Here is an 18538-nt window from a genome sequence, read left to right on the forward strand (position 1 = left end):
GTTTTCTCTTTTAATTTAATCCATTGATAAATGGTATTACGAGAAATTTGGAAAACAGTTGCTGCTTCAGAAATACTGCCAATATTCTCACAATATGAAAGAACTTTTTCACGAAAATCTACTGAATATGCCATAAAAATAGTATAGCACAAAATGTGCGGTTTTTGTTTCATTCTACTATAAAATCATCAAAAGTTGCCTGTGAGCTAGCCTATTGTAAGAGAAGAGGGATTCCGTGTAAAGGCACGCTAACGCTCAAGGCCTTGACACAAAATCCCCTTCTCTTAGCTTGCCAACTAGGCTCAGCAGGCACCACTCTGCCAAATAAATTGGCTAATTTTTAGAAAAATGGTTGACAAATGGTAGAAAACTAGGAGTTCCGAAATGGATAGCGGATAAGGTATCTGGCTGGGGTGACCACTATCAACTAGTGGCTCAAAAGTCAGTTTTAAAACGAGCTATATCAAAACCAGCCCTCGTAAAACGAGGACTGGTTTCTTGTCTAGATTATTATCTCGAACGACATGCGTTAAAAGTTAATTGAACCGCCGTGTGCCGAACGGCACGCACGGTGGTGTGAGAGGGACTAGTGATTAGTCCCTACTCGATTATTCCGATCCAGTTTGGTTGCGATTACTGTTAGGCATGTCATTTTCTACATTCGAAGAAGGTAGGGTATTTGGATTTGGGAAGACATTGTCAAGCATGTTGGATGACGTTGGTGTTGTTTCATCTGAGGATGATGAGGTTACAGAATTTGAGCTAGAAGTCGAGCTTGGACTTGGCACGATGTAATCCTCTTCGTCATCATCAACACGATTATAGCTTGGAACCTGGCGTACGCCACGGGCTGCGTTAGAAGTGTTGGCTCCGTTTTTGAAGACGTAGCTACCACTGCGGTAGAGTCCGCTTGGCATTGGGAAGTCGTCGTTTCCATTTGGATGGAGGTAGGTCATCATGTTGCGGTAAACGCTAGTTGCGACATTGATTCCATCATCGAGAATTGGCGTGAAGCGATTATTGTAACCAGTCCACACGGCCATCGCATATTGTGGCGAGTAACCAACAAAGAGCTCGTCTGGAGTAGCGATGTAGGATCCGGCAGTTGAACGAGTTAGTTTAGCAACCTCATCGTCACCATAGTTGGAAGTACCGGTTTTACCAGCTTGGAAGAGTCCGGCAATCGCAGCATTTCTACCAGTGTTGTGGGTTAGAACGGTTTTCAACATGTCGGTGATCATGTAGGCTGTTTGTTCAGACATGGCTCGATTTCCCTTATCCGTTAGATCTTGGGAAGTACCGTCTTGGTATACAACGCGATTGACATATTGCGGTCTGTAGTAAGTTCCTCCGTTAGCGAAGGCTGCGTAGGCAGCTGCCATTTTTTCAGAACTTGCTCCGTATTGGCGATCGGAGATGGTTGTATTACTTGAGATGGCATTGGCATAGAGCATCTCAGGATAATTAATTCCTAATCCATTCAAGAATTTAAGAGATTCATCCAGACCAACGGCTTCTAAAGCTCGAACGGCTGGAACGTTCCGTGAATCTTGAATCGCATACTGAAGGGTAATGGTTCCTAAGAAACGACGGTCATAGTCATAAATCGGAGTGTTAGATCCTGGATAATCATAAGGGGTATCGTAAACGTAGGCCCCCGTGGAATCGTAGATTCCATTTTCAATAGCGGGAGCATAGTCTGTGATTGGCTTCATGGAAGATCCAAAGTCGCGGTTAGTTTCAACCGCTTGGTTGGTCCCAAAGGAGACATTATTGGATTGGTTCCGTCCACCTAGTTGAGCTACAACTCGACCGTTACTAACATCGACAATAGTTGAAGCGACTTGCATTTCATCGTCAGGATAGGCAACATAGTCATAGGTGTTGTAGATATTCCACAGTTGCTGTTGGGCTTCAATATCAACGTTTGTATAAACTTCCATACCCGTTGTGAGGAGGTTATTTCCTGTTTCCTGTTCAACTTGCTCGATAACTTGTTTGAGGTAGTTGTCGAGATAGGCTGGGTAGCTTTCGGTCCGGCGGAGACTTTGGAGTCCATCAGTGATTTGTGTGTTGATGGCTTGTTCGTATTGTTCAGCGGTGATGTAGTTCATTTCTTTCATCTCGCCTAGAACAAGATTGCGACGCTCAAGCGCAGCTTCAGGATTGGAATATGGGTCGTATTGGTTGGGAGCCTGTGGCATTCCGGCTAGGAGGGCGAGCTGTGGAAGACTGAGATCTTTCAGCTCTTTCCCATAATAGCTTTGGGCAGCAGTTTTCATCCCATAGTTACCGTTGGACATGTAGACCTTGTTGATGTAGTAGGTCAAAATTTCCTGTTTGGTTGCACGTTGCTCCAATTGCATGGCTAACCAGGCTTCGCGAGCTTTCCGGCTCAAGGTTTGGTCTGATGTAGCGGTTGAGAAATAGGTCAGTTTGATCAATTGCTGGGTTAGCGTAGAACCACCTTGACGACTACTAGAAGTCAGGTTGTTTAGGGCAGCCCCGGCAATACGAACAGAATCCAGACCCCGGTGATCAAAAAATCGGTGGTCTTCAATTGCAACGATGGCATTGACCAATTCGACGGGAATTTCTTCTGGAGACGCATTCTCACGCTTCTCAGATCCGAGATCTGCAATCAAGTTGTTTTGATTGTCATAGATTTTGGATGATGCTGTTGCGATAAGCTCTTCTTCCGAAAGGGTTGGCGATGTAATCGCAAAATAGGTGAACACAAGTCCCCCTAGCACAACCAATGTGAGAAAGAGCGATAACATTCCGAGGGCAATGAATTTACCGAGTCTCGGCCATGAAAAATTCTTCATTTAGAATTACCACCTATTAAATGTTCTTCAATAATTTCCAAATAGGGCACACTAGGAAAGGCTCCCAGCGAAATGGAGTAGCCTTTTTCCCGAATAAACTCTATAGGGAGGGATTTCCAATCTTCTTGGAAACTTTGAATGAGGGCTTCTGCTGGTAGCAAAAAAGTTTCCTGTAATGTTGAAAAGTGTAAGAGAGTGAAACAGATTCCATCCTGTTCAAGTACATGCCGCATGTGATCAATTTGGTGAGCATGGAAATTTTTAAGGGGCATGCCTGTTTTCTGTCTCGTTTCCTTGGCTTCGAAATCCAGGTAATATCCTTTGTAAACACCGGAATAGTCGGTAGTTGAGGCCTGTCGAAAATAGGCTTCAACAATCTTGGCTCGACTCCTTTGAGGGTAATCGACCCGCACAATCTGAACCGGTGTCGGTTTTTTATGGATAACTGCTCGCCTTTTTGTGAGATAATAAGAATTGGTCTCATTCAGCATTTTTTCGAAGGACATTCCCCGATTGGCAAAATTCGATTCCGATTGAATCGAAGCGCGTCCAGTCTGGCGACGTCCACCGAGTTTCGATGGGTACTGTATCATAAGTCTCCTTTAAAACATTACACCCAACAATTATACCATACTTTAGAAAGAGGACTAGCTAAAAAATGCCGACATTACTTGCAGCAGGTTATACCAGTTTTGATTTAGGAATTTTTGCTCCCAAAGACCCCCGGCTTCCAATCCTCAAAAGTCTCTTAAAACGCACCTATCGTCGCTATTTAGAAGAAGGAATTGATTACATTGTTTTTCGCGGACAATTGGGATTTGATGTCTGGTCCTTGGATGTCTTAGAAGAACTTCGGGCTGAAGGTTTCGAGTTTCAGATGGCCTGTGTTTTTTGTTTTCAAGATCAAGGAAAAAATTGGAATGAAGCCAATCAAGAAGTCTTAGCCCGTTTTAAAAGACTTGATTATGTAGCTGCGGCTTATGAAAGTTATGAAAATCCCGGCCAGCTCAAAGCCTACCAAGACTTACTGCTCAGACATGCGCAAGAGGTCCTGTTTTTGTACGATGAGGAGAATCCAACGAATCTAAAATACCTTAAAGAAGCCGTTCAGGAAAAAGGAATCCCCTTACAAATGCTGGACTTTTACGAATTAAACCAGGAGGCGGAAAATTTTTCAAAAGATAACGGCTAGCCCTTGCTAAAATATGCCAAGATTTTATATAATTAGACTTATAAATCAGAACGGAGAGAGAGATGGCCAGTATTAAGTATAGCTCGAAAGATATTTTTGACAAAGATTTTAAAACAACCGTAAGAGGCTATAACAAAGAAGAAGTTGACGAGTTTTTAGATGATATTATCAAAGACTATGAAACCTATGCAGCTTTGGTGAAGGAACTACAGCAAGAGAATCAGCGTCTCAAAAATAGTGCTGCCAAACCAGCTGCACCAACAACTTATAGTCAAGGCTCCCTACCCAAGGAACAAGCGACTTCTGTTTCCAATTATGATATTTTACGTCGCTTGAATCGCTTGGAGAAGGAAGTATTTGGCAAACAAATTGCTGAAAAAGGTTTGTAAGAGTAAGGGACGTGTAGTTTTCGGATAATCGCATACTTGCCTGTCAGGTATGAGGAAAGTCCATGCTAGCACCAGCTGTGATGCTGGTAGTGTTTGTGCTAGGTGAAGACATAAGCCTAGGGACGAGAAATCGTTACGGCGATCGAAAAAGCTAAGTCTACGGATAGGTTTGAATAGATCTGAAAGTGCCACAGTGACGGAGTTTTTCTGGAAACAGAAAAAGTGGAACGCGGTAAACCCCTCAAGCTAGCAACCCAAATTTTGGTCGGGGCATGGGATGCCTGGAAATCGAACGGAGTATCCTGACCGGTCTTGGATCGGTAGACAGATGATTATCGAAGGAAATAAGACCTAGTTATTTCCGGAACAGAACATGGCTTATAGAAAATTACACATAGGTAGCTAGCGTATGCTAGCTTTTTATATAGAGGAAGTAATGTGAAAAATGAATTTCAAATAGTAGCGACAGCTGCTGCAGGGCTAGAAGCCTTGGTAGGACGGGAACTCCGCGCAATGGAAGTTGACTGTCAAGTTGAAAATGGCAAGGTTCGTTTTAAGGGTGGGCAGGAAGACTTTATGAAGGCCAATTTGTGGCTACGAACAGCGGACCGGATTAAACTGGTTTTGGGGGAATTTCCTGCTAAGACTTTTGAAGAGCTGTATCAGGGAGTGTTTGCGATTGACTGGCAGGATTATCTTCCCTTGGGGGTAGCCTTCCCTGTCTCCAAAGCTCGTTGTGTGCGCTCAAAGCTGCATAACGAACCGAGTGTTCAAGCCATTACTAAAAAGGCGATTGTACGGAAGATGCAAAAGGTTTATGCCCGTCCTGACGGAGTGCCCTTGCCGGAATCCGGGCCTGTTTTTTCTATTGAAGTTTCGATCTTGAAAGATCGGGCGACGATCTTGTTGGATACCAGTGGAGATAGCCTTTTTAAACGGGGCTACCGGACCGATAAAGGCGGCGCCCCTCTGAAAGAGAATATGGCGGCAGCCTTGGTGAACCTATCCAACTGGTTTCCAGATAAGCCACTGCTGGATCCGACCTGTGGATCTGGGACGATTGTCATTGAAGCAGCCTTGAAGGCCTTAAACATTGCTCCTGGTCTGCGTCGCTCCTTTGCTTTTGAAGCTTGGCCTTGGTTGGATCAGAGACTTTGGAAAAATTTAAAAGAAGCGGCTGTGGCAGCCAAGAAGGCTGACCTAGACCTAAGAATTATGGCGTCGGACATTGACGGGAGAATGGTGGAGCTAGCAAGGGCCAATGCAGAACGGGCTGGTGTGGCTACTTATATTGCTTTTAAACAAATGCGTTTACAAGACTTTCGGACAGAGTTGGTCAATGGGGTGGTGATTTCCAATCCTCCTTACGGGGAGCGCCTTTTGGATGATGAAGGCGTGACCCGTTTGTACCAAGAAATGGGGGAGACCTTTGCCCCTCTGAAAACCTGGAGTAAGTTTATCTTAACCAGTGATGAGCAATTTGAAGCCAAATATGGAAGCCTAGCAGATAAGAAGAGAAAATTGTATAATGGAACCCTAAGGGTTGATTATTACCAATATTTCGGAGAACGTGTGAGACGTTCGGATAATCGTGGCAATTAAAGGAGGTAGCTATGTCGAATAAGGATGGGATTCCGACAAATTCAGAACAGGAGAGCGTTCTGGATTTAGAGCAAGCACAGGAATTGACGGTTGCAGAAGCAGCACGGAAGAATGCGGAAACTCAGGCAGGGATTGTCCCAAGTGACAATGCCTTGGATAAATATATCAAGCAACACAAGGACAAAATTCAGGAAGCTAAGTTTGATACCCAGACCATTGATCTGGCGGAAGCTAGCAAGCTGATTCAGGAGAACCTAGCATCTGAGTCCTTGGTGAAGGTGACGCCAACTTTTAACAGTCAAGTGGAAATACCAAAGGCAGAACCGGTTGCTGATCTCGAAGAGACAGCTGTTTTTGATACGGTGCCAATGCTTTCAGCTACGGAAGAGGTTGTGGCTGAGCCGGAAGAGGAGGGCTCAGATGCTCTCGCTACTGAGGCTGCGAAAGAGACAGCTCTTGGGGCTGCTCTAGCAACGGCTAGTCAAGAGGAGCTAACTGAAGTATCACGGAAGGATTTGAGAGTTCCATTTTATAAGAGCAAGTCTTTTATTTATTCGTCTGCGGCAGCCTTGGCGATTCTGGTTCTAGGTGGAACCAGCTATGCGCTTTTGCAACAGTCTCAGCAAAATTCGCAGAAGGCAGCTTCTTCTTCATCAACCAGCAAATCGAGTTCTAAGGCTAGCTCCAGTCAGGATGCGAAAACGGTTGAGGAGAATTTGAAAACCTTTAATAATCTGGTTGATGGTTTTTACACATCTGCCGAAAAAACGGCTTTGAAAAATGATGCTTTTGGGGATCTGCCAAAATTGCAAGAAGCTCTGAATAAATTAAAAGGAACCAAGGAGTACGATAAAGCCAAGAAAACTTATGATAAGTTATCCAAGGAAATCTCGGCTGTTCAGGACTTGAATGCACAATTTGAGACGCCGGTTCTTGTTGATGGGGAGATTAAGGCGGACGCTAAACCTAAAGCGACCGCGCTCTTCGGCGACATTGATAGTGGCAATGACAAGTTGAATGAGTTGATCAAGCAAGCCTTGGAGATGGGACGGCAAGAAGCAGTGCCAGCGCCTGCACCACAGACAGCGACAAATCCTGCACAGCCTGCACCAGCTGAAGCTGCTGCGCCAACTCCAGAGATACCAGCTGCTGTTCCGGCTCCCGCTCAGAGTCCAGCTCCGGCCAATCCAGCGCCTGCAGTAACAGTTAATCCGACTCCTGCAACAACAACAATTTCACCTGGTGGCCAGGCCTATCCAGCGATGGTGGTGACCCCGGAAGTGGCTAGTCCAGTGGTTCCTGCTGGTGGTGGCTACATTGATTGGGGAATCAAGATTCAACGGGAATTGAGTCGGGTTCCTTATGATCCAGCTAAATTGGTGGACAGTGAGAATCCAGCTTGGTTCTTTACACCAGGTGTGCTCGAGCGCATTTTGGAGGATGCCCGCCGGAATGGTTATATTGTGGGTGACCAATATATTATTGAGCGTGTGAATATCATTAATGGAAATGGTTATTTCAACCTCTTCAAGCCAGATGGTACCTATCTCTTTAGTATCAATGCGAAGACGGGTTACTATGTTGGCAATGCTCCAGGAGGAGCTGACGCTCTCGATTATTAAGAGCAAGGAGACTGACTGCGGTTGGTCTTTTTTTGCGTTTTAGCCTATAATATAGTTAGTTATTGAAGTTCGCTATCTCATTTAGAAGGGAGTTGCTTTTATGAATCTGAAAAAATTTTTCCAACATATTTTTTATGCCTATCTAGTCATCTATTCAATCCCTTTATTTTTATCTGTTTTTAAACATTTTTTAGTGGTAATTATGTTCAAGTGGTTTTGAATCTTGTTTTTTACTGGTGATTATTTTAGTCCTTCTTGATTGGTATTTTCCGATGAAATAAAAATTGGGAATGGATCCGTAAAAGTTGAATAAGTAGTTGTTGAAAGGGTCGAGTCTGGGATTATCCAGGATTCGGTCCTGTTTTGCTACAGTTGTAACAAAAGACCAGGGGTTTTGAGATCGATTCACAATAATGAGACGATTTGTGGTAAAATGGTAAAGAATGTAACACAACATTCACTATAAAAATATGAGGTGAAAACATGGTAACAATTGTTTTGTTTGTTTTTGCCGTCATCATTGGTTTAGGAGTCGGAAGTGTCATTGGTTTAAAAGCAACAACCAAGAAGCAAGAAGAAGCAGAGTTGACACTTTTAAATGCTGAGCAAGAAGCGACTACAGTTCGTGGTCAGGCGGAACGAGAAGCGAAATTATTTATGAAGGAAGCCAATCGTGAAGTCAAGGCCCTTAGAAAAGAAGCTTTGCTAGAGGCAAAAGAAGAAGCTCGGAAATATCGAGAAGATGTTGCCGCTGAATTCAAAATAGAACGTCAAGAGTTAAAGGAAATTGAAAGTCGTTTGACCCAACGAGAGGGGAACTTGGATCGTAAAGATGAGAAGTTAACCCGCAAAGAAGAATTGTTGGATCAAAAAGAACAAGCTCTTGATGGTCAATCTAAACAAATTGATGCACGTCAGGAACGTGTTGCCACTCTGGAAGCAGAGGGGCGTGCAGAGTTGGAACGGATTGCTAGTTTAACTCCAGAACAGGCTAAGGCACAGATTTTGGAAGAAACAGAAGTGAAACTAACATCTGAGATTGCCGCACGAGTTCGGGAAGCTGAATGGGAAATCAAGGAACGTTCCAATAAAGTGGCCAAGGATATCTTGTCACAAGCCATGCAACGAATGGCAGGTGAGTTTGTATCCGATCAGACCAATGCTATTGTTCATTTACCAGATGATAATATGAAAGGACGGATTATTGGTCGTGAGGGTCGAAATATTCGCACCTTTGAAAGTTTGACCGGAATTGATGTCTTGATTGACGATACTCCAGAAGTTGTGGTTCTTTCAGGCTTTGATCCGATTCGACGTGAAATTGCGCGAATGACCATGGAAGCCTTGATCAAAGATGGTCGGATTCATCCAGCCCGTATCGAGGAGCTGGTTGAGAAAAATCGTGTGGAGATGGACCAACGTATTCGGGAGTATGGTGAAAATGCTGCTTTCGAAATTGGAGCTCCGAACTTGCATCCAGACTTGATGAAGATGATGGGCCGCCTGCAATTTCGAACTTCTTATGGACAGAATGTCCTCCGACATTCCATTGAGGTTGCCAAACTTTCAGGAATTATTGCCAGTGAATTGGGTGAAAATCCAACCTTGGCTCGTCGCGCTGGTTTCCTACACGATCTTGGAAAAGCGATTGACCGGGAAGTGGAAGGCAGCCATGTTGAGATTGGAACCGAGTTGGCGCGGAAATACAAGGAGCATCAAGTGGTTATCAATACGATTGCCAGTCACCATGGTGACGTTGAACCAACATCGACCATTGCTGTGATTGTGGCAGCAGCTGATGCTCTCAGCGCAGCTCGTCCAGGAGCCCGTAGTGAATCCTTGGAGAACTACATCCAACGCTTGCGTGATTTAGAGGATATTGCGACAGAATTTGATGGTGTTAAATCAAGCTTTGCCCTTCAGGCAGGTCGCGAGATTCGAATTATGGTAAATCCACAACAGCTGAAGGACGATCAAATGACCGTCTTGGCTCACAAGATTCGTGAAAAAATTGAAGCAAATCTGGAATACCCAGGAAATATTAAGGTAACAGTTATTCGCGAAACTCGCGCAATCGAGTATGCCAAATAATACTGAGAAGGCTAGGACAAAAGTTCTTAGCCTTTTTATACAACCTCACATATCTATGTGTGTGAAAACTGGTTGAAAAAGGGAGGCTTTTTTGGTAGACTAGATTTTAAAGACAATGAAGGAGAACTCATGGCTGATCGTGGCTTATTAATAGTTTTTTCCGGTCCATCCGGTGTTGGTAAAGGGACCGTTAGACGAGAGATTTTTGAAAGTTCAGAGAATCAATTTCAATATTCTGTGTCCATGACGACTCGTGCGCAAAGACCCGGAGAGGTTGATGGAGTAGATTATTTTTTCCGAACTCGCGAAGAGTTTGAAGAATTAATTCGTCAAGGCCAAATGTTGGAATATGCAGAATATGTTGGAAATTACTATGGAACGCCCCTAAATTATGTAAATGAAACCTTGGATAAAGGCATTGATGTCTTTTTGGAAATTGAGGTTCAAGGAGCACTCCAGGTTAAGCAAAAAGTGCCAGATGCGGTCTTTATCTTCCTGACCCCACCTGATTTAGATGAATTGCAGGGGCGTTTGGTTGGCCGAGGTACAGATTCAGCTGATGTCATTGCTCAACGCATTGATAAGGCCAAGGAAGAGATTGCTCTGATGCGGGAGTATGATTATGCGATTGTCAATGATGAAGTCTCCCTCGCTGCTGAACGTGTGAAACGTGTGATTGAAGCGGAACATTTCCGTGTGGACCGTGTGATTGGCCACTACCAAGACATGGTTCGTGACACCGTAACCGTTCGCTAAACTGTTAGAAAAAGGTATCCCTACTATGATGTTGAAACCCTCTATTGACACCCTTCTTGATAAGGTGCCATCAAAATATTCATTAGTTATTCTTGAGGCTAAACGGGCTCATGAATTAGAAGCTGGTGCGAAAGCGACACAAGATTTTAAATCTGTAAAATCTACTCTTCGAGCTTTAGAAGAAATTGAAGCGGGAAATGTTGTCATTCATCCAAACCCAGAAGCCAAACGTGAAATAGTTCGCTTGAAGGCTGAATTAGAGCGTAAGCGCCAAGAAGAGGAAGAAAAGAAAATTAAAGAACAAATAGCCAAAGAAAAAGAAGAAGGCGGAAAAATCTAAGATACCAGACCTAGAGGTATTTCAGAAGTTATCAGTGAGGGAGCCAGTTGGGACACGGATTAGGAAAGGTCCCAAGGTCTCCCTTTTTGAGCCTTTTAAGGAGGAAGTATGTGGATCCATGTCATTGTAGACGTCCCAACGGGCCAGACGGATCATCCCTTTACCTATCGAGTACCGGCCCAGTGGCAGGCAAGTGTTAAGGTGGGAGTTCGGGTCCACGTTCCTTTTGGGATTGGGAACCGGTTAATCCAAGGGGTTGTCGTGGCTCTCGATGTTGAGCCGACTGAAGGATTTGAAATGAAGGAAATTGCAGCCGTTTTGGATGAAGAACCCGTACTGACTGCTGAGCAATTGTGGTTGGTGGAGCAACTACGTCATCAGGTGTTTTCCTTTAAGATTCAACTCTTAAAAACGATGATGCCTAGTCTCCTCCAATCGCAATACGATAAATTCTACCAAGCGACAGAGAAGCTCGGACCAGACGATCGCCAGCGTTTCTTTCCCAACGGGTCAGAACGCCAGGCTTCAAAAATGAGTCCAGAGGACCTGGCAGAAGTTCAAAAATTGGTTGCTAAAAAGCAAGTTGAGGTGCAGTATTTGGCCTTGAATCAGGCTTCCCTCAAATATGAGAACTGGTACCGGCCAGTCCCTGCTGTCCTTGAATCTCTTGTCATCGGTAAACAAGCTAAACGGCGCTTGGAGGCCAGGGACTATCTTCTGCAGAAATCTGATGAAGGGCGTTTGGTAGATTTTAATAAAGAATTTTCCAGTGCCATTTCTAAGTATTTCCGAGAGGTTGGGGCGATTGAAGTGTATTCTAAAAGCATTTCTCGCTCAGCGAGTTTTTTTGAAGGCGTGGAATCTACCCAGCCTCCAGTCTTAAATCCCCAACAGGCTGCAGCCAAACGCTTGATTTTGGGGCATGTTGGAGAGAAGAAGACTCAGCCAGTGCTCTTAGAGGGAATTACGGGAAGTGGGAAAACGGAAGTTTACCTGCAGGTGATTGAACAGGTTCTCAAAGACGGCAAAAATGCCATCGTCTTAGTCCCGGAGATTTCCCTAACTCCCCAGATGACCAGGGGATTTATTGCTCGTTTTGGTTATCAGGTGGCGATTCTCCATTCAGGATTGTCAGCTGGCGAAAAGTATGACGAGTGGTGGAAAATTGCGCATGGTCAAGCCCGGGTGGTAATTGGGGCGCGGTCGGCTATCTTTGCTCCTTTGCAAAACATTGGGATTATTATCATTGATGAGGAACACGAGTCTAGCTACAAGCAGGATAACAATCCTCGCTACCATGCGCGGGAAGTGGCTCAGTTGCGTGCTCAGTATCACCAGGCTGCTCTAGTTCTAGGGTCGGCAACCCCGAGTCTCGAATCCAGGGCACGCGCTTCCAAAGGAGTCTATGACTTTGTGACTTTAAGTCAGAGGGCCAATCCTTTGGCAATGATTCCATCTGTTGAAGTTATTGATTTGCGGGATTATCGGACGACCAAGGAGGATCAGACTATTAGCCCGCCTCTATTGGAAGCTTTAAAAGAGACTCTAGAGCGAGGGGAACAGGCGGTGCTGATGTTGAACCGCCGTGGTTACTCGAGTTTCATGATGTGTCGGGTTTGTGGTGAGGTTGACACCTGTCCCAACTGTGATATTTCCTTGACCCTGCATTTATCCACGCGCACCATGAATTGCCATTATTGTGATTTTCGCAAAGGCATTCCGCAAACCTGTCCCAACTGCCAGAGTCAGGACATCCATTATTATGGTACAGGGACGGAAAAAGCGCAAAAAGAGTTGGAGCTTTTGCTACCAGAAGCGCGTGTCTTGCGAATGGATGTAGACACCACTCGGAAAAAGGGAAGCCATGAAAAAATCTTGGCTAAGTTTGGGCAAGGGGAGGCTGACATTCTCCTTGGAACCCAGATGATTGCCAAGGGATTGGATTTTCCTAATGTGACCTTGGTAGGAGTCCTAAATGCAGATACCGGAATTCATTTGCCGGATTTCAGATCATCGGAACGAACCTTCCAATTGTTAACCCAGGTGGCGGGGCGGGCTGGACGGGCTACCAAGCCGGGGAAGGTTTACTTACAAACCTATAATCCAGACCACTATGCCATTCAATATGCCTCCAAACAGGACTATGAAGGCTTTTACCAAGAGGAAATGCGGATCCGTAAAATGGCGGCCTATCCTCCCTATTTTTATACAGTAGCCCTTCATTTTTCCCATAAGGATCCAAAACTTGTGGAAAAAATAGCCTACCAGGCACTTGGAACACTGCGACAGTTTCTGAGTCCCAATGCCATTCTCTTGGGGCCGACCCCATCGACGATTAGCCGGACCCATAATTTGTACCACTATCAAATTATGATTAAATACCGGCAGGAACCTCGACTAGAAGCTGTTTTGAACCATATCTTGGAGATTAGTCAGACAAAAGAATTTCAAGCGGTTCGACTCACCATTGATCACGAACCCCAGTAACGAGAAAGGAAAAAGCGATGAAAATAATTTTTATGGGAACCCCTGCCTTTGCGGCAACAGTCCTAGAAGGTTTGTTAGGGGATGATCGGTACCAGATTCAAGCGGTTGTGACCCAGCCGGATCGCTTGGTCGGACGTAAACGGGAGTTGAAGATGACTCCTGTCAAAGAACTAGCCCTGGCCAACGATTTGCCTGTGTACCAGCCGGAGAAACTTTCAGGTAGTGCAGAGTTGGAGGAGCTGATGACCTTAGATGCAGATGGGATTGTCACGGCAGCCTTTGGCCAGTTCCTACCTACCAAACTCTTAAATGCTTTTGATTTTTCCGTGAATGTCCACGCTTCTCTCTTGCCTAAATACCGTGGAGGAGCGCCGATCCATTATGCCCTCATCAATGGTGATGAAAAAGCCGGAGTGACCTTGATGGAGATGGTCAAGGAGATGGATGCTGGCGATATGATTGCCCAGGATTCACTCCCGATTGAAGAGAGTGATACAGTTGGAAGCTTATTTGAAAAGTTGGCGATTCTGGGTCGGGATCTACTCTTGGCTCAATTGGAATCTTATGTTCAAGGAGCTCTCAAACCGATTCCACAAAATCCAGCAGAAGTGACTTTTTCTCCCAATATTCAACCAGAAGAGGAGCAATTGGATTGGAACAAGACTGCAGTTCAACTCTTTAACCAGGTTCGGGGGATGAACCCATGGCCTGTAGCCCATACTTATTGGCAGGACCAGCGTTTGAAAGTTCATGCCGTTAAGGTTGTAGATGGTCAAGGTCCTGCTGGAGCGATCATTTATCGTGATAAAAAAAACCTCCATGTAGCAGCTGGAGAAGGAGCCATTGCTTTGGAAGTGGTTCAACCTTTCGGTAAAGGCAAGATGACTGTCCAAGACTTTTTGAATGGTCTAGGACGCGATGTGAAAGTAGGCGATCGATTTGAGTAAGCAAGTAACTGCCCGGTCTCTAGCCTTGGAAATCCTCGAATCTGTTTTGGAACAAGGAGCCTATGCCAACCTTGCCCTCCACAAGGCCCTGCAAAAAACCTCTTTATCTTCTGTAGATAAGGCCTTGGTAACAGAACTTGTGTATGGAACCCTAACTCGCAAGATTACCCTGGAATGGCACCTGTCCTTTTTTGTCGAAGATCGGGACAAATTAGACTCGCCCATTTATCCGGTTTTGCTGATGACCCTCTATCAGATGCTTTATTTGGAAAAAATTCCCAATCGAGCAGCCATCCACCAGGCCGTGGAGTTGGTCAAAAAAAGGCTACACCCTGCAGCTAGCGGTTATGTTAATGCCATTCTTAGAAAAATCGAGAGTCAGGGGCTACAAGATCCAGCCAAGATTAAACGCCTCAATAAACGTCTGTCTATCCTCTACTCCCTACCAGTCTGGCTGGTCCGCGATCTGCTTGAAGAATACGGGAATGAGCGTGGAGAGGCGCTGATGGAAAGTCTACTCTGGAAAAACCGTGCCAGCTTACGGGTACAAGATCTAGCTGAAAAAGACAGGCTCAAGGAATTACTAGAAGCCAAAGATTCGGAGATTTCTCCCTGTGGTCTGGTCAAGGATCAGGGGCAGTTTGCGGCTAGTCAAGCCTTCCAAGAAGGTCAAGTGACCATCCAAGATGAATCAAGTCAATTGGTTGCCCCAACCCTAGCCTTGGAAGGTTGGGAAAGAGTCCTCGACGCCTGCAGCGCTCCGGGAGGAAAAACGACTCACATTGCGACATATTTAGACCAGGGCCAGGTTACTGCCCTAGACCTCTATGACCACAAACTCGCTCTGATTGAAGAAAACGCGCACCGGCTCGGTCTGGCAGATCGGATTCAGACCAAACGCTTGGATGCCCGAGAGGTTCATAAGGCTTTCCCAAAAGGAAGCTTTGATAAGATTTTAGTGGATGCTCCCTGTTCCGGGATTGGTCTCTTACGTCGGAAACCAGATATCCGCTACCGCAAGAGTCGCAAAGATTTGGACCAGCTACAAGAAATCCAATTGCAGATTTTGGATAGCGTTTGTCAAACCTTGCAAGAAGGTGGTATAATAACGTATAGTACTTGTACAATCTTTTCAAAAGAAAATCAGCAAGTTATCCAAAAGTTTTTAGAAGGACACCCTGATTTTGAACAGGTTCCTTTAGTTCATCCTAAGACAGAGATGATGGTAGATGGCTGTCTTCTAATCACACCCGAGTTGTTTGGGACGGATGGATTTTTTATCAGCCAACTAAGAAAGAAATCCTGATTGAAGGAGGAAATAATAAAACATGGAGATTGCATTGTTGACAGACGTAGGGCAGAGACGCTCTAATAATCAAGATTTTGTCAATCAATTTCGCAACCAAGCGGGAAATCCTTTAATTGTATTAGCAGATGGAATGGGCGGACACCGAGCAGGGAATATCGCCAGCGAAATGGCCGTGACCGATTTGGGGGCAGCCTGGGTCAATACGGATATCAATTCCATTGACCAGATGCGCTCATGGTTTGAAATCCACTTGGAAGAAGAAAATAAAAAAATCCATGCCATGGGGCAAGAAGAAGCATTCCGCGGTATGGGGACAACCCTAGAAGCGGTTGTGATTATCGGCAATCAAGCCGTTTTTGCCCATGTTGGGGATTCTCGTGTGAGTATTTGGAACCAGCAAGATTATATTCAATTAACCAGTGATCATTCCTTGGTGAATGAGTTACTAAAAGCAGGCCAAATTACCGAAGAAGAGGCTCGCAACCACCCTCAGAAGAATATCATTACCCAATCGATTGGCCAACAAGACCCTGTCAAACCGGATATTGGTTTGGTGGTTTTGCAAGACGGAGATTATTTGGTGATCAATAGCGACGGTTTGAGCAATATGGTGACCAACCAGCAAATCCAAGAAGTCTTGGCTGCTGACTTAAGCTTGGACGAAAAAGCTAAAACGCTTGTTTACGCAGCTAATGCAGCAGGAGGTTTGGATAATATTTCTGTCGCTCTTGTTCGTTACCAAGAGGAGGCTCAGCCATGATTCAAATCGGAAAAATCTTTGCTGGCCGTTACAAAATCATGGAACAGATTGGTCGAGGCGGGATGGCCGATGTTTATCTGGCCAAAGACCTCATTTTAGATGGGGAAGAGGTCGCTGTTAAGGTCCTACGAACCAACTACCAGACAGATCCTGTTGCTGTTGCCCGCTTTCAACGGGAAGCCAAGGCGATGGCGGAATTAGATCATCCCAATATTGTTCGTATCACCGATATTGGTGAAGAGGATGGCCAGCAATACCTGGCGATGGAATATGTCTCCGGTCTTGACTTGAAACGTTACATCAAAGACAAAGCGCCTCTCAGCAATGAAGAAGCGGTCCGGATCATGGGGGAAATCCTCTTGGCCATGCGTTTGGCCCACATGCGAGGAATTGTTCACCGAGATCTAAAACCCCAGAATATTCTGTTGACCAAGGGTGGAACGGTCAAGGTGACTGACTTTGGAATTGCCGTTGCCTTTGCGGAGACGAGCTTAACCCAGACCAACTCTATGTTGGGCAGTGTCCACTACCTTTCTCCAGAGCAGGCGCGTGGATCCAAGGCGACCGTCCAGTCAGACATCTATGCCATGGGGATTATTTTCTATGAGATGCTGACAGGTCGTATTCCTTATGATGGTGACAGTGCAGTGACGATTGCTCTCCAGCACTTTCAAAAACCCCTGCCTTCTATCCGGGCTGAGAATTCGCGGGTGGTTAACCCTGTCGAAAATATCGTGATTAAGGCCACGGCTAAGAAGTTAGAAGATCGTTATAAAACTGTCGCGGAAATGTATTTGGACCTTTCAACCAGTCTTTCCTACGAGCGGCGCAATGAACCGATTTTGCATTTTGCCGAAAAGGAATCCGAAGTTAAAACCCTCCCTAAATCAACAACAGCTCCCAAGGTAGCACCAGTTCCAGCTAGGTCTGTTGAACCAGTTGTGAAAAAAGAGGAGCCGGTCGAGCCACGGCCACGGCCACAACTTAGCAGTAAAAATAAGGCGTCGGCTGCTCCAAAAATGAAGCATAGACGCCGTATTCGGATGCGGTATAAGGTGGTTTTTGGAGCCTTTATCTTGGTGGTGTTAGCGATCTTATCGCTCATTTTTTTAAGTCCATCATCGGCAATTATTCCGCAAGTTGAAAATATGCCTCTAGCGGATGCACGTAATCAGATTGAGAAGGCAGGCCTTGTGGTGGGAAATGTGTCAGAGGAAGCTTCCATTGACGTTGAGCCGGGCAATGTGATTCGGACCAATCCCAAGTCAGGGACTCAAAGGCGAGAAGGATCAACAGTTGATTTGATTGTTTCTGCAGAAGGGACTCGTTTTAAGATGGAAAACCTAATCGGTAAATCCTTAAGCGAGGCGGAACGTATCCTTCGCGAAGATCACCAGGTGCCTGATCGCTTGATTCAAATCGAAGAAGTAGAGGATAGCTACGAGGAAGCTGGTACTGTTCTAGCCCAAACGCCTGAGGCGGGAACCGAGTTTGATCCAACAGGACGGACGAAAATTGTGCTACAAGTGGCCCAGCAAACGACCTCTATTGAAATGCCAGACTTTACCAACATGACCTATCGTGATGCGCGTGATACCTTGATTAATTTGGGTGTTCCCGTGAATCGGATTAGTCGCCGGGTCACCAATGACCTGACTGCGACTCAGTCAGACATTATTGTCCGGCAAAATCCTTTGGCAGGAAATATTATCGATGTGAAATCAGCTCATATTGAGTTGACAGTTGCTGCGGTTGTGCAGAATCAGACGATTTATCCCTCCAGTTCTAGTATCACCCCTAGCACATCATCACTCCCAACAATTCCAGAGTCAGAAGAAACCGTAGAAACGTCTGAATCATCTGTTGAATCATCGTCTAGTAGTCGGACTGAATCTAGTTCGAGCCTTCCAGATGAGGAATAAGCAAAAGATGAGATGAGATTGATTAGACTGGAGTTTGCTCCGCAATTAACTACTGCATCAAAGTCATTTTGCGAATCAAAAAACAAGAGGCTGGGACAAAAGTCTCATAAAGCCTAAAAAGGAGAGATTCATCTGCTGAAATGAGTCTCTCCTTTTCTTTTACCCGAATTATTCATAGCTAACTAAAAAACTTCGTAAGCGCCCAATAACAAGGTATCTTCCGATAAAGTAGAAATCTAGCTATACTAGTCTCAGAAAACATGAGTAGAGGAGATTGGTTTAGTGGATGCGAA

The 18538-nt window shown here is 45.2% G+C and carries 15 protein-coding genes, 1 other RNA gene and 1 pseudogene; 14 read left to right on the plus strand and 3 right to left on the minus strand.

Going from position 1 to position 18538, the window contains the following annotated elements:
* The coding region (locus E5983_RS04450; protein ID WP_160332216.1) for an IS630 transposase-related protein at positions 1–134 on the minus strand (134 nt) is incomplete at its 3' end.
* A gap of 233 nt (positions 135–367) precedes the next feature.
* Between E5983_RS04450 and E5983_RS04455 the strand changes: the two are divergent.
* Positions 368–544: pseudogene (locus E5983_RS04455) on the plus strand (group II intron reverse transcriptase/maturase); the annotation flags it as partial.
* A gap of 64 nt (positions 545–608) precedes the next feature.
* Here the strand turns inward: E5983_RS04455 and pbp1a are convergent.
* Entirely contained in the window at positions 609–2828 is a 2220-nt protein-coding gene (gene pbp1a / locus E5983_RS04460) for a penicillin-binding protein PBP1A (protein ID WP_160332713.1), read from the minus strand.
* Positions 2825–3421, minus strand: a complete 597-nt coding sequence (gene recU / locus E5983_RS04465; RefSeq protein WP_160332714.1) for a Holliday junction resolvase RecU — start codon at positions 3419–3421, stop codon at positions 2825–2827. Before recU ends, pbp1a begins: the two co-directional genes overlap by 4 nt.
* Before the next feature lie 65 nt (positions 3422–3486).
* Here recU and E5983_RS04470 point away from each other — a divergent pair, with 65 nt between their 5' ends.
* The 13 genes from E5983_RS04470 (at position 3487) to pknB (ending at position 18245) form a co-directional block, all read left to right on the plus strand.
* The gene (locus E5983_RS04470) at positions 3487–4020 is read left to right on the plus strand and encodes an SLOG family protein (RefSeq protein ID WP_160332715.1); all 534 of its coding nucleotides are present in this window, start codon (positions 3487–3489) and stop codon (positions 4018–4020) included.
* Positions 4021–4082: 62 nt separating this feature from the next.
* Positions 4083–4409 (plus strand): cell division regulator GpsB, encoded by a 327-nt coding sequence (gene gpsB / locus E5983_RS04475; RefSeq protein ID WP_160332716.1) that lies wholly within the window; start codon positions 4083–4085, stop codon positions 4407–4409.
* Positions 4410–4425: 16 nt separating this feature from the next.
* Positions 4426–4795, plus strand: an RNA gene (rnpB, locus tag E5983_RS04480) — RNase P RNA component class B.
* A gap of 52 nt (positions 4796–4847) precedes the next feature.
* A complete protein-coding gene (locus E5983_RS04485) occupies positions 4848–6011 on the plus strand; it encodes a THUMP domain-containing class I SAM-dependent RNA methyltransferase (RefSeq protein WP_160332717.1) in 1164 nt (387 codons plus the stop codon).
* A gap of 11 nt (positions 6012–6022) precedes the next feature.
* Positions 6023–7633 (plus strand): cell division site-positioning protein MapZ family protein, encoded by a 1611-nt coding sequence (locus E5983_RS10030; RefSeq protein WP_160332718.1) that lies wholly within the window; start codon positions 6023–6025, stop codon positions 7631–7633.
* A gap of 483 nt (positions 7634–8116) precedes the next feature.
* Complete coding sequence (locus E5983_RS04495) at positions 8117–9724, plus strand: ribonuclease Y (protein ID WP_160332719.1); 1608 nt, start codon at positions 8117–8119, stop codon at positions 9722–9724.
* A gap of 129 nt (positions 9725–9853) precedes the next feature.
* Positions 9854–10480: a guanylate kinase gene (gene gmk, locus E5983_RS04500; protein WP_160332720.1), complete on the plus strand. Its 627-nt coding sequence runs from the start codon at positions 9854–9856 to the stop codon at positions 10478–10480.
* Positions 10481–10505: 25 nt separating this feature from the next.
* Positions 10506–10820 carry a DNA-directed RNA polymerase subunit omega gene (rpoZ, locus tag E5983_RS04505; protein ID WP_160332721.1) on the plus strand — a complete coding sequence of 105 codons (315 nt, stop codon included), beginning with the start codon at positions 10506–10508 and terminating at the stop codon, positions 10818–10820.
* Between the two features lie 108 nt (positions 10821–10928).
* Positions 10929–13307, plus strand: a complete 2379-nt coding sequence (locus E5983_RS04510) for a primosomal protein N' (RefSeq protein WP_160332722.1) — start codon at positions 10929–10931, stop codon at positions 13305–13307.
* A 17-nt stretch (positions 13308–13324) separates the two neighbouring features.
* On the plus strand, positions 13325–14254 hold the full coding sequence (fmt, locus tag E5983_RS04515; protein ID WP_160332723.1) for a methionyl-tRNA formyltransferase: 930 nt from the start codon (positions 13325–13327) through the stop codon (positions 14252–14254).
* Positions 14247–15560 (plus strand): 16S rRNA (cytosine(967)-C(5))-methyltransferase RsmB, encoded by a 1314-nt coding sequence (gene rsmB, locus E5983_RS04520; RefSeq protein ID WP_202056451.1) that lies wholly within the window; start codon positions 14247–14249, stop codon positions 15558–15560. The genes fmt and rsmB overlap by 8 nt, the downstream gene beginning before the upstream one ends.
* A gap of 22 nt (positions 15561–15582) precedes the next feature.
* Complete coding sequence (locus E5983_RS04525) at positions 15583–16323, plus strand: Stp1/IreP family PP2C-type Ser/Thr phosphatase (protein ID WP_160332724.1); 741 nt, start codon at positions 15583–15585, stop codon at positions 16321–16323.
* Positions 16320–18245, plus strand: a complete 1926-nt coding sequence (gene pknB, locus E5983_RS04530) for a Stk1 family PASTA domain-containing Ser/Thr kinase (protein ID WP_160332725.1) — start codon at positions 16320–16322, stop codon at positions 18243–18245. The genes E5983_RS04525 and pknB overlap by 4 nt, the downstream gene beginning before the upstream one ends.
* Positions 18246–18538: the final 293 nt, after the last annotated feature.

This window comes from Streptococcus danieliae, from assembly GCF_009767945.1.
Taxonomy (GTDB): domain Bacteria; phylum Bacillota; class Bacilli; order Lactobacillales; family Streptococcaceae; genus Streptococcus; species Streptococcus danieliae.

What these genes read in the sequence shown, in the direction of transcription:
- pbp1a (WP_160332713.1), bottom strand. Translation starts at nt 2,828, where the DNA reads ATGAAGAATTTTTCATGGCCGAGACTCGGTAAATTCATTGCCCTCGGA.
- recU (WP_160332714.1), bottom strand. Translation starts at nt 3,421, where the DNA reads ATGATACAGTACCCATCGAAACTCGGTGGACGTCGCCAGACTGGACGC.
- E5983_RS04470 (WP_160332715.1), top strand. Translation starts at nt 3,487, where the DNA reads ATGCCGACATTACTTGCAGCAGGTTATACCAGTTTTGATTTAGGAATT.
- gpsB (WP_160332716.1), top strand. Translation starts at nt 4,083, where the DNA reads ATGGCCAGTATTAAGTATAGCTCGAAAGATATTTTTGACAAAGATTTT.
- E5983_RS10030 (WP_160332718.1), top strand. Translation starts at nt 6,023, where the DNA reads ATGTCGAATAAGGATGGGATTCCGACAAATTCAGAACAGGAGAGCGTT.
- E5983_RS04495 (WP_160332719.1), top strand. Translation starts at nt 8,117, where the DNA reads ATGGTAACAATTGTTTTGTTTGTTTTTGCCGTCATCATTGGTTTAGGA.
- gmk (WP_160332720.1), top strand. Translation starts at nt 9,854, where the DNA reads ATGGCTGATCGTGGCTTATTAATAGTTTTTTCCGGTCCATCCGGTGTT.
- rpoZ (WP_160332721.1), top strand. Translation starts at nt 10,506, where the DNA reads ATGATGTTGAAACCCTCTATTGACACCCTTCTTGATAAGGTGCCATCA.
- E5983_RS04510 (WP_160332722.1), top strand. Translation starts at nt 10,929, where the DNA reads ATGTGGATCCATGTCATTGTAGACGTCCCAACGGGCCAGACGGATCAT.
- fmt (WP_160332723.1), top strand. Translation starts at nt 13,325, where the DNA reads ATGAAAATAATTTTTATGGGAACCCCTGCCTTTGCGGCAACAGTCCTA.
- E5983_RS04525 (WP_160332724.1), top strand. Translation starts at nt 15,583, where the DNA reads ATGGAGATTGCATTGTTGACAGACGTAGGGCAGAGACGCTCTAATAAT.
- pknB (WP_160332725.1), top strand. Translation starts at nt 16,320, where the DNA reads ATGATTCAAATCGGAAAAATCTTTGCTGGCCGTTACAAAATCATGGAA.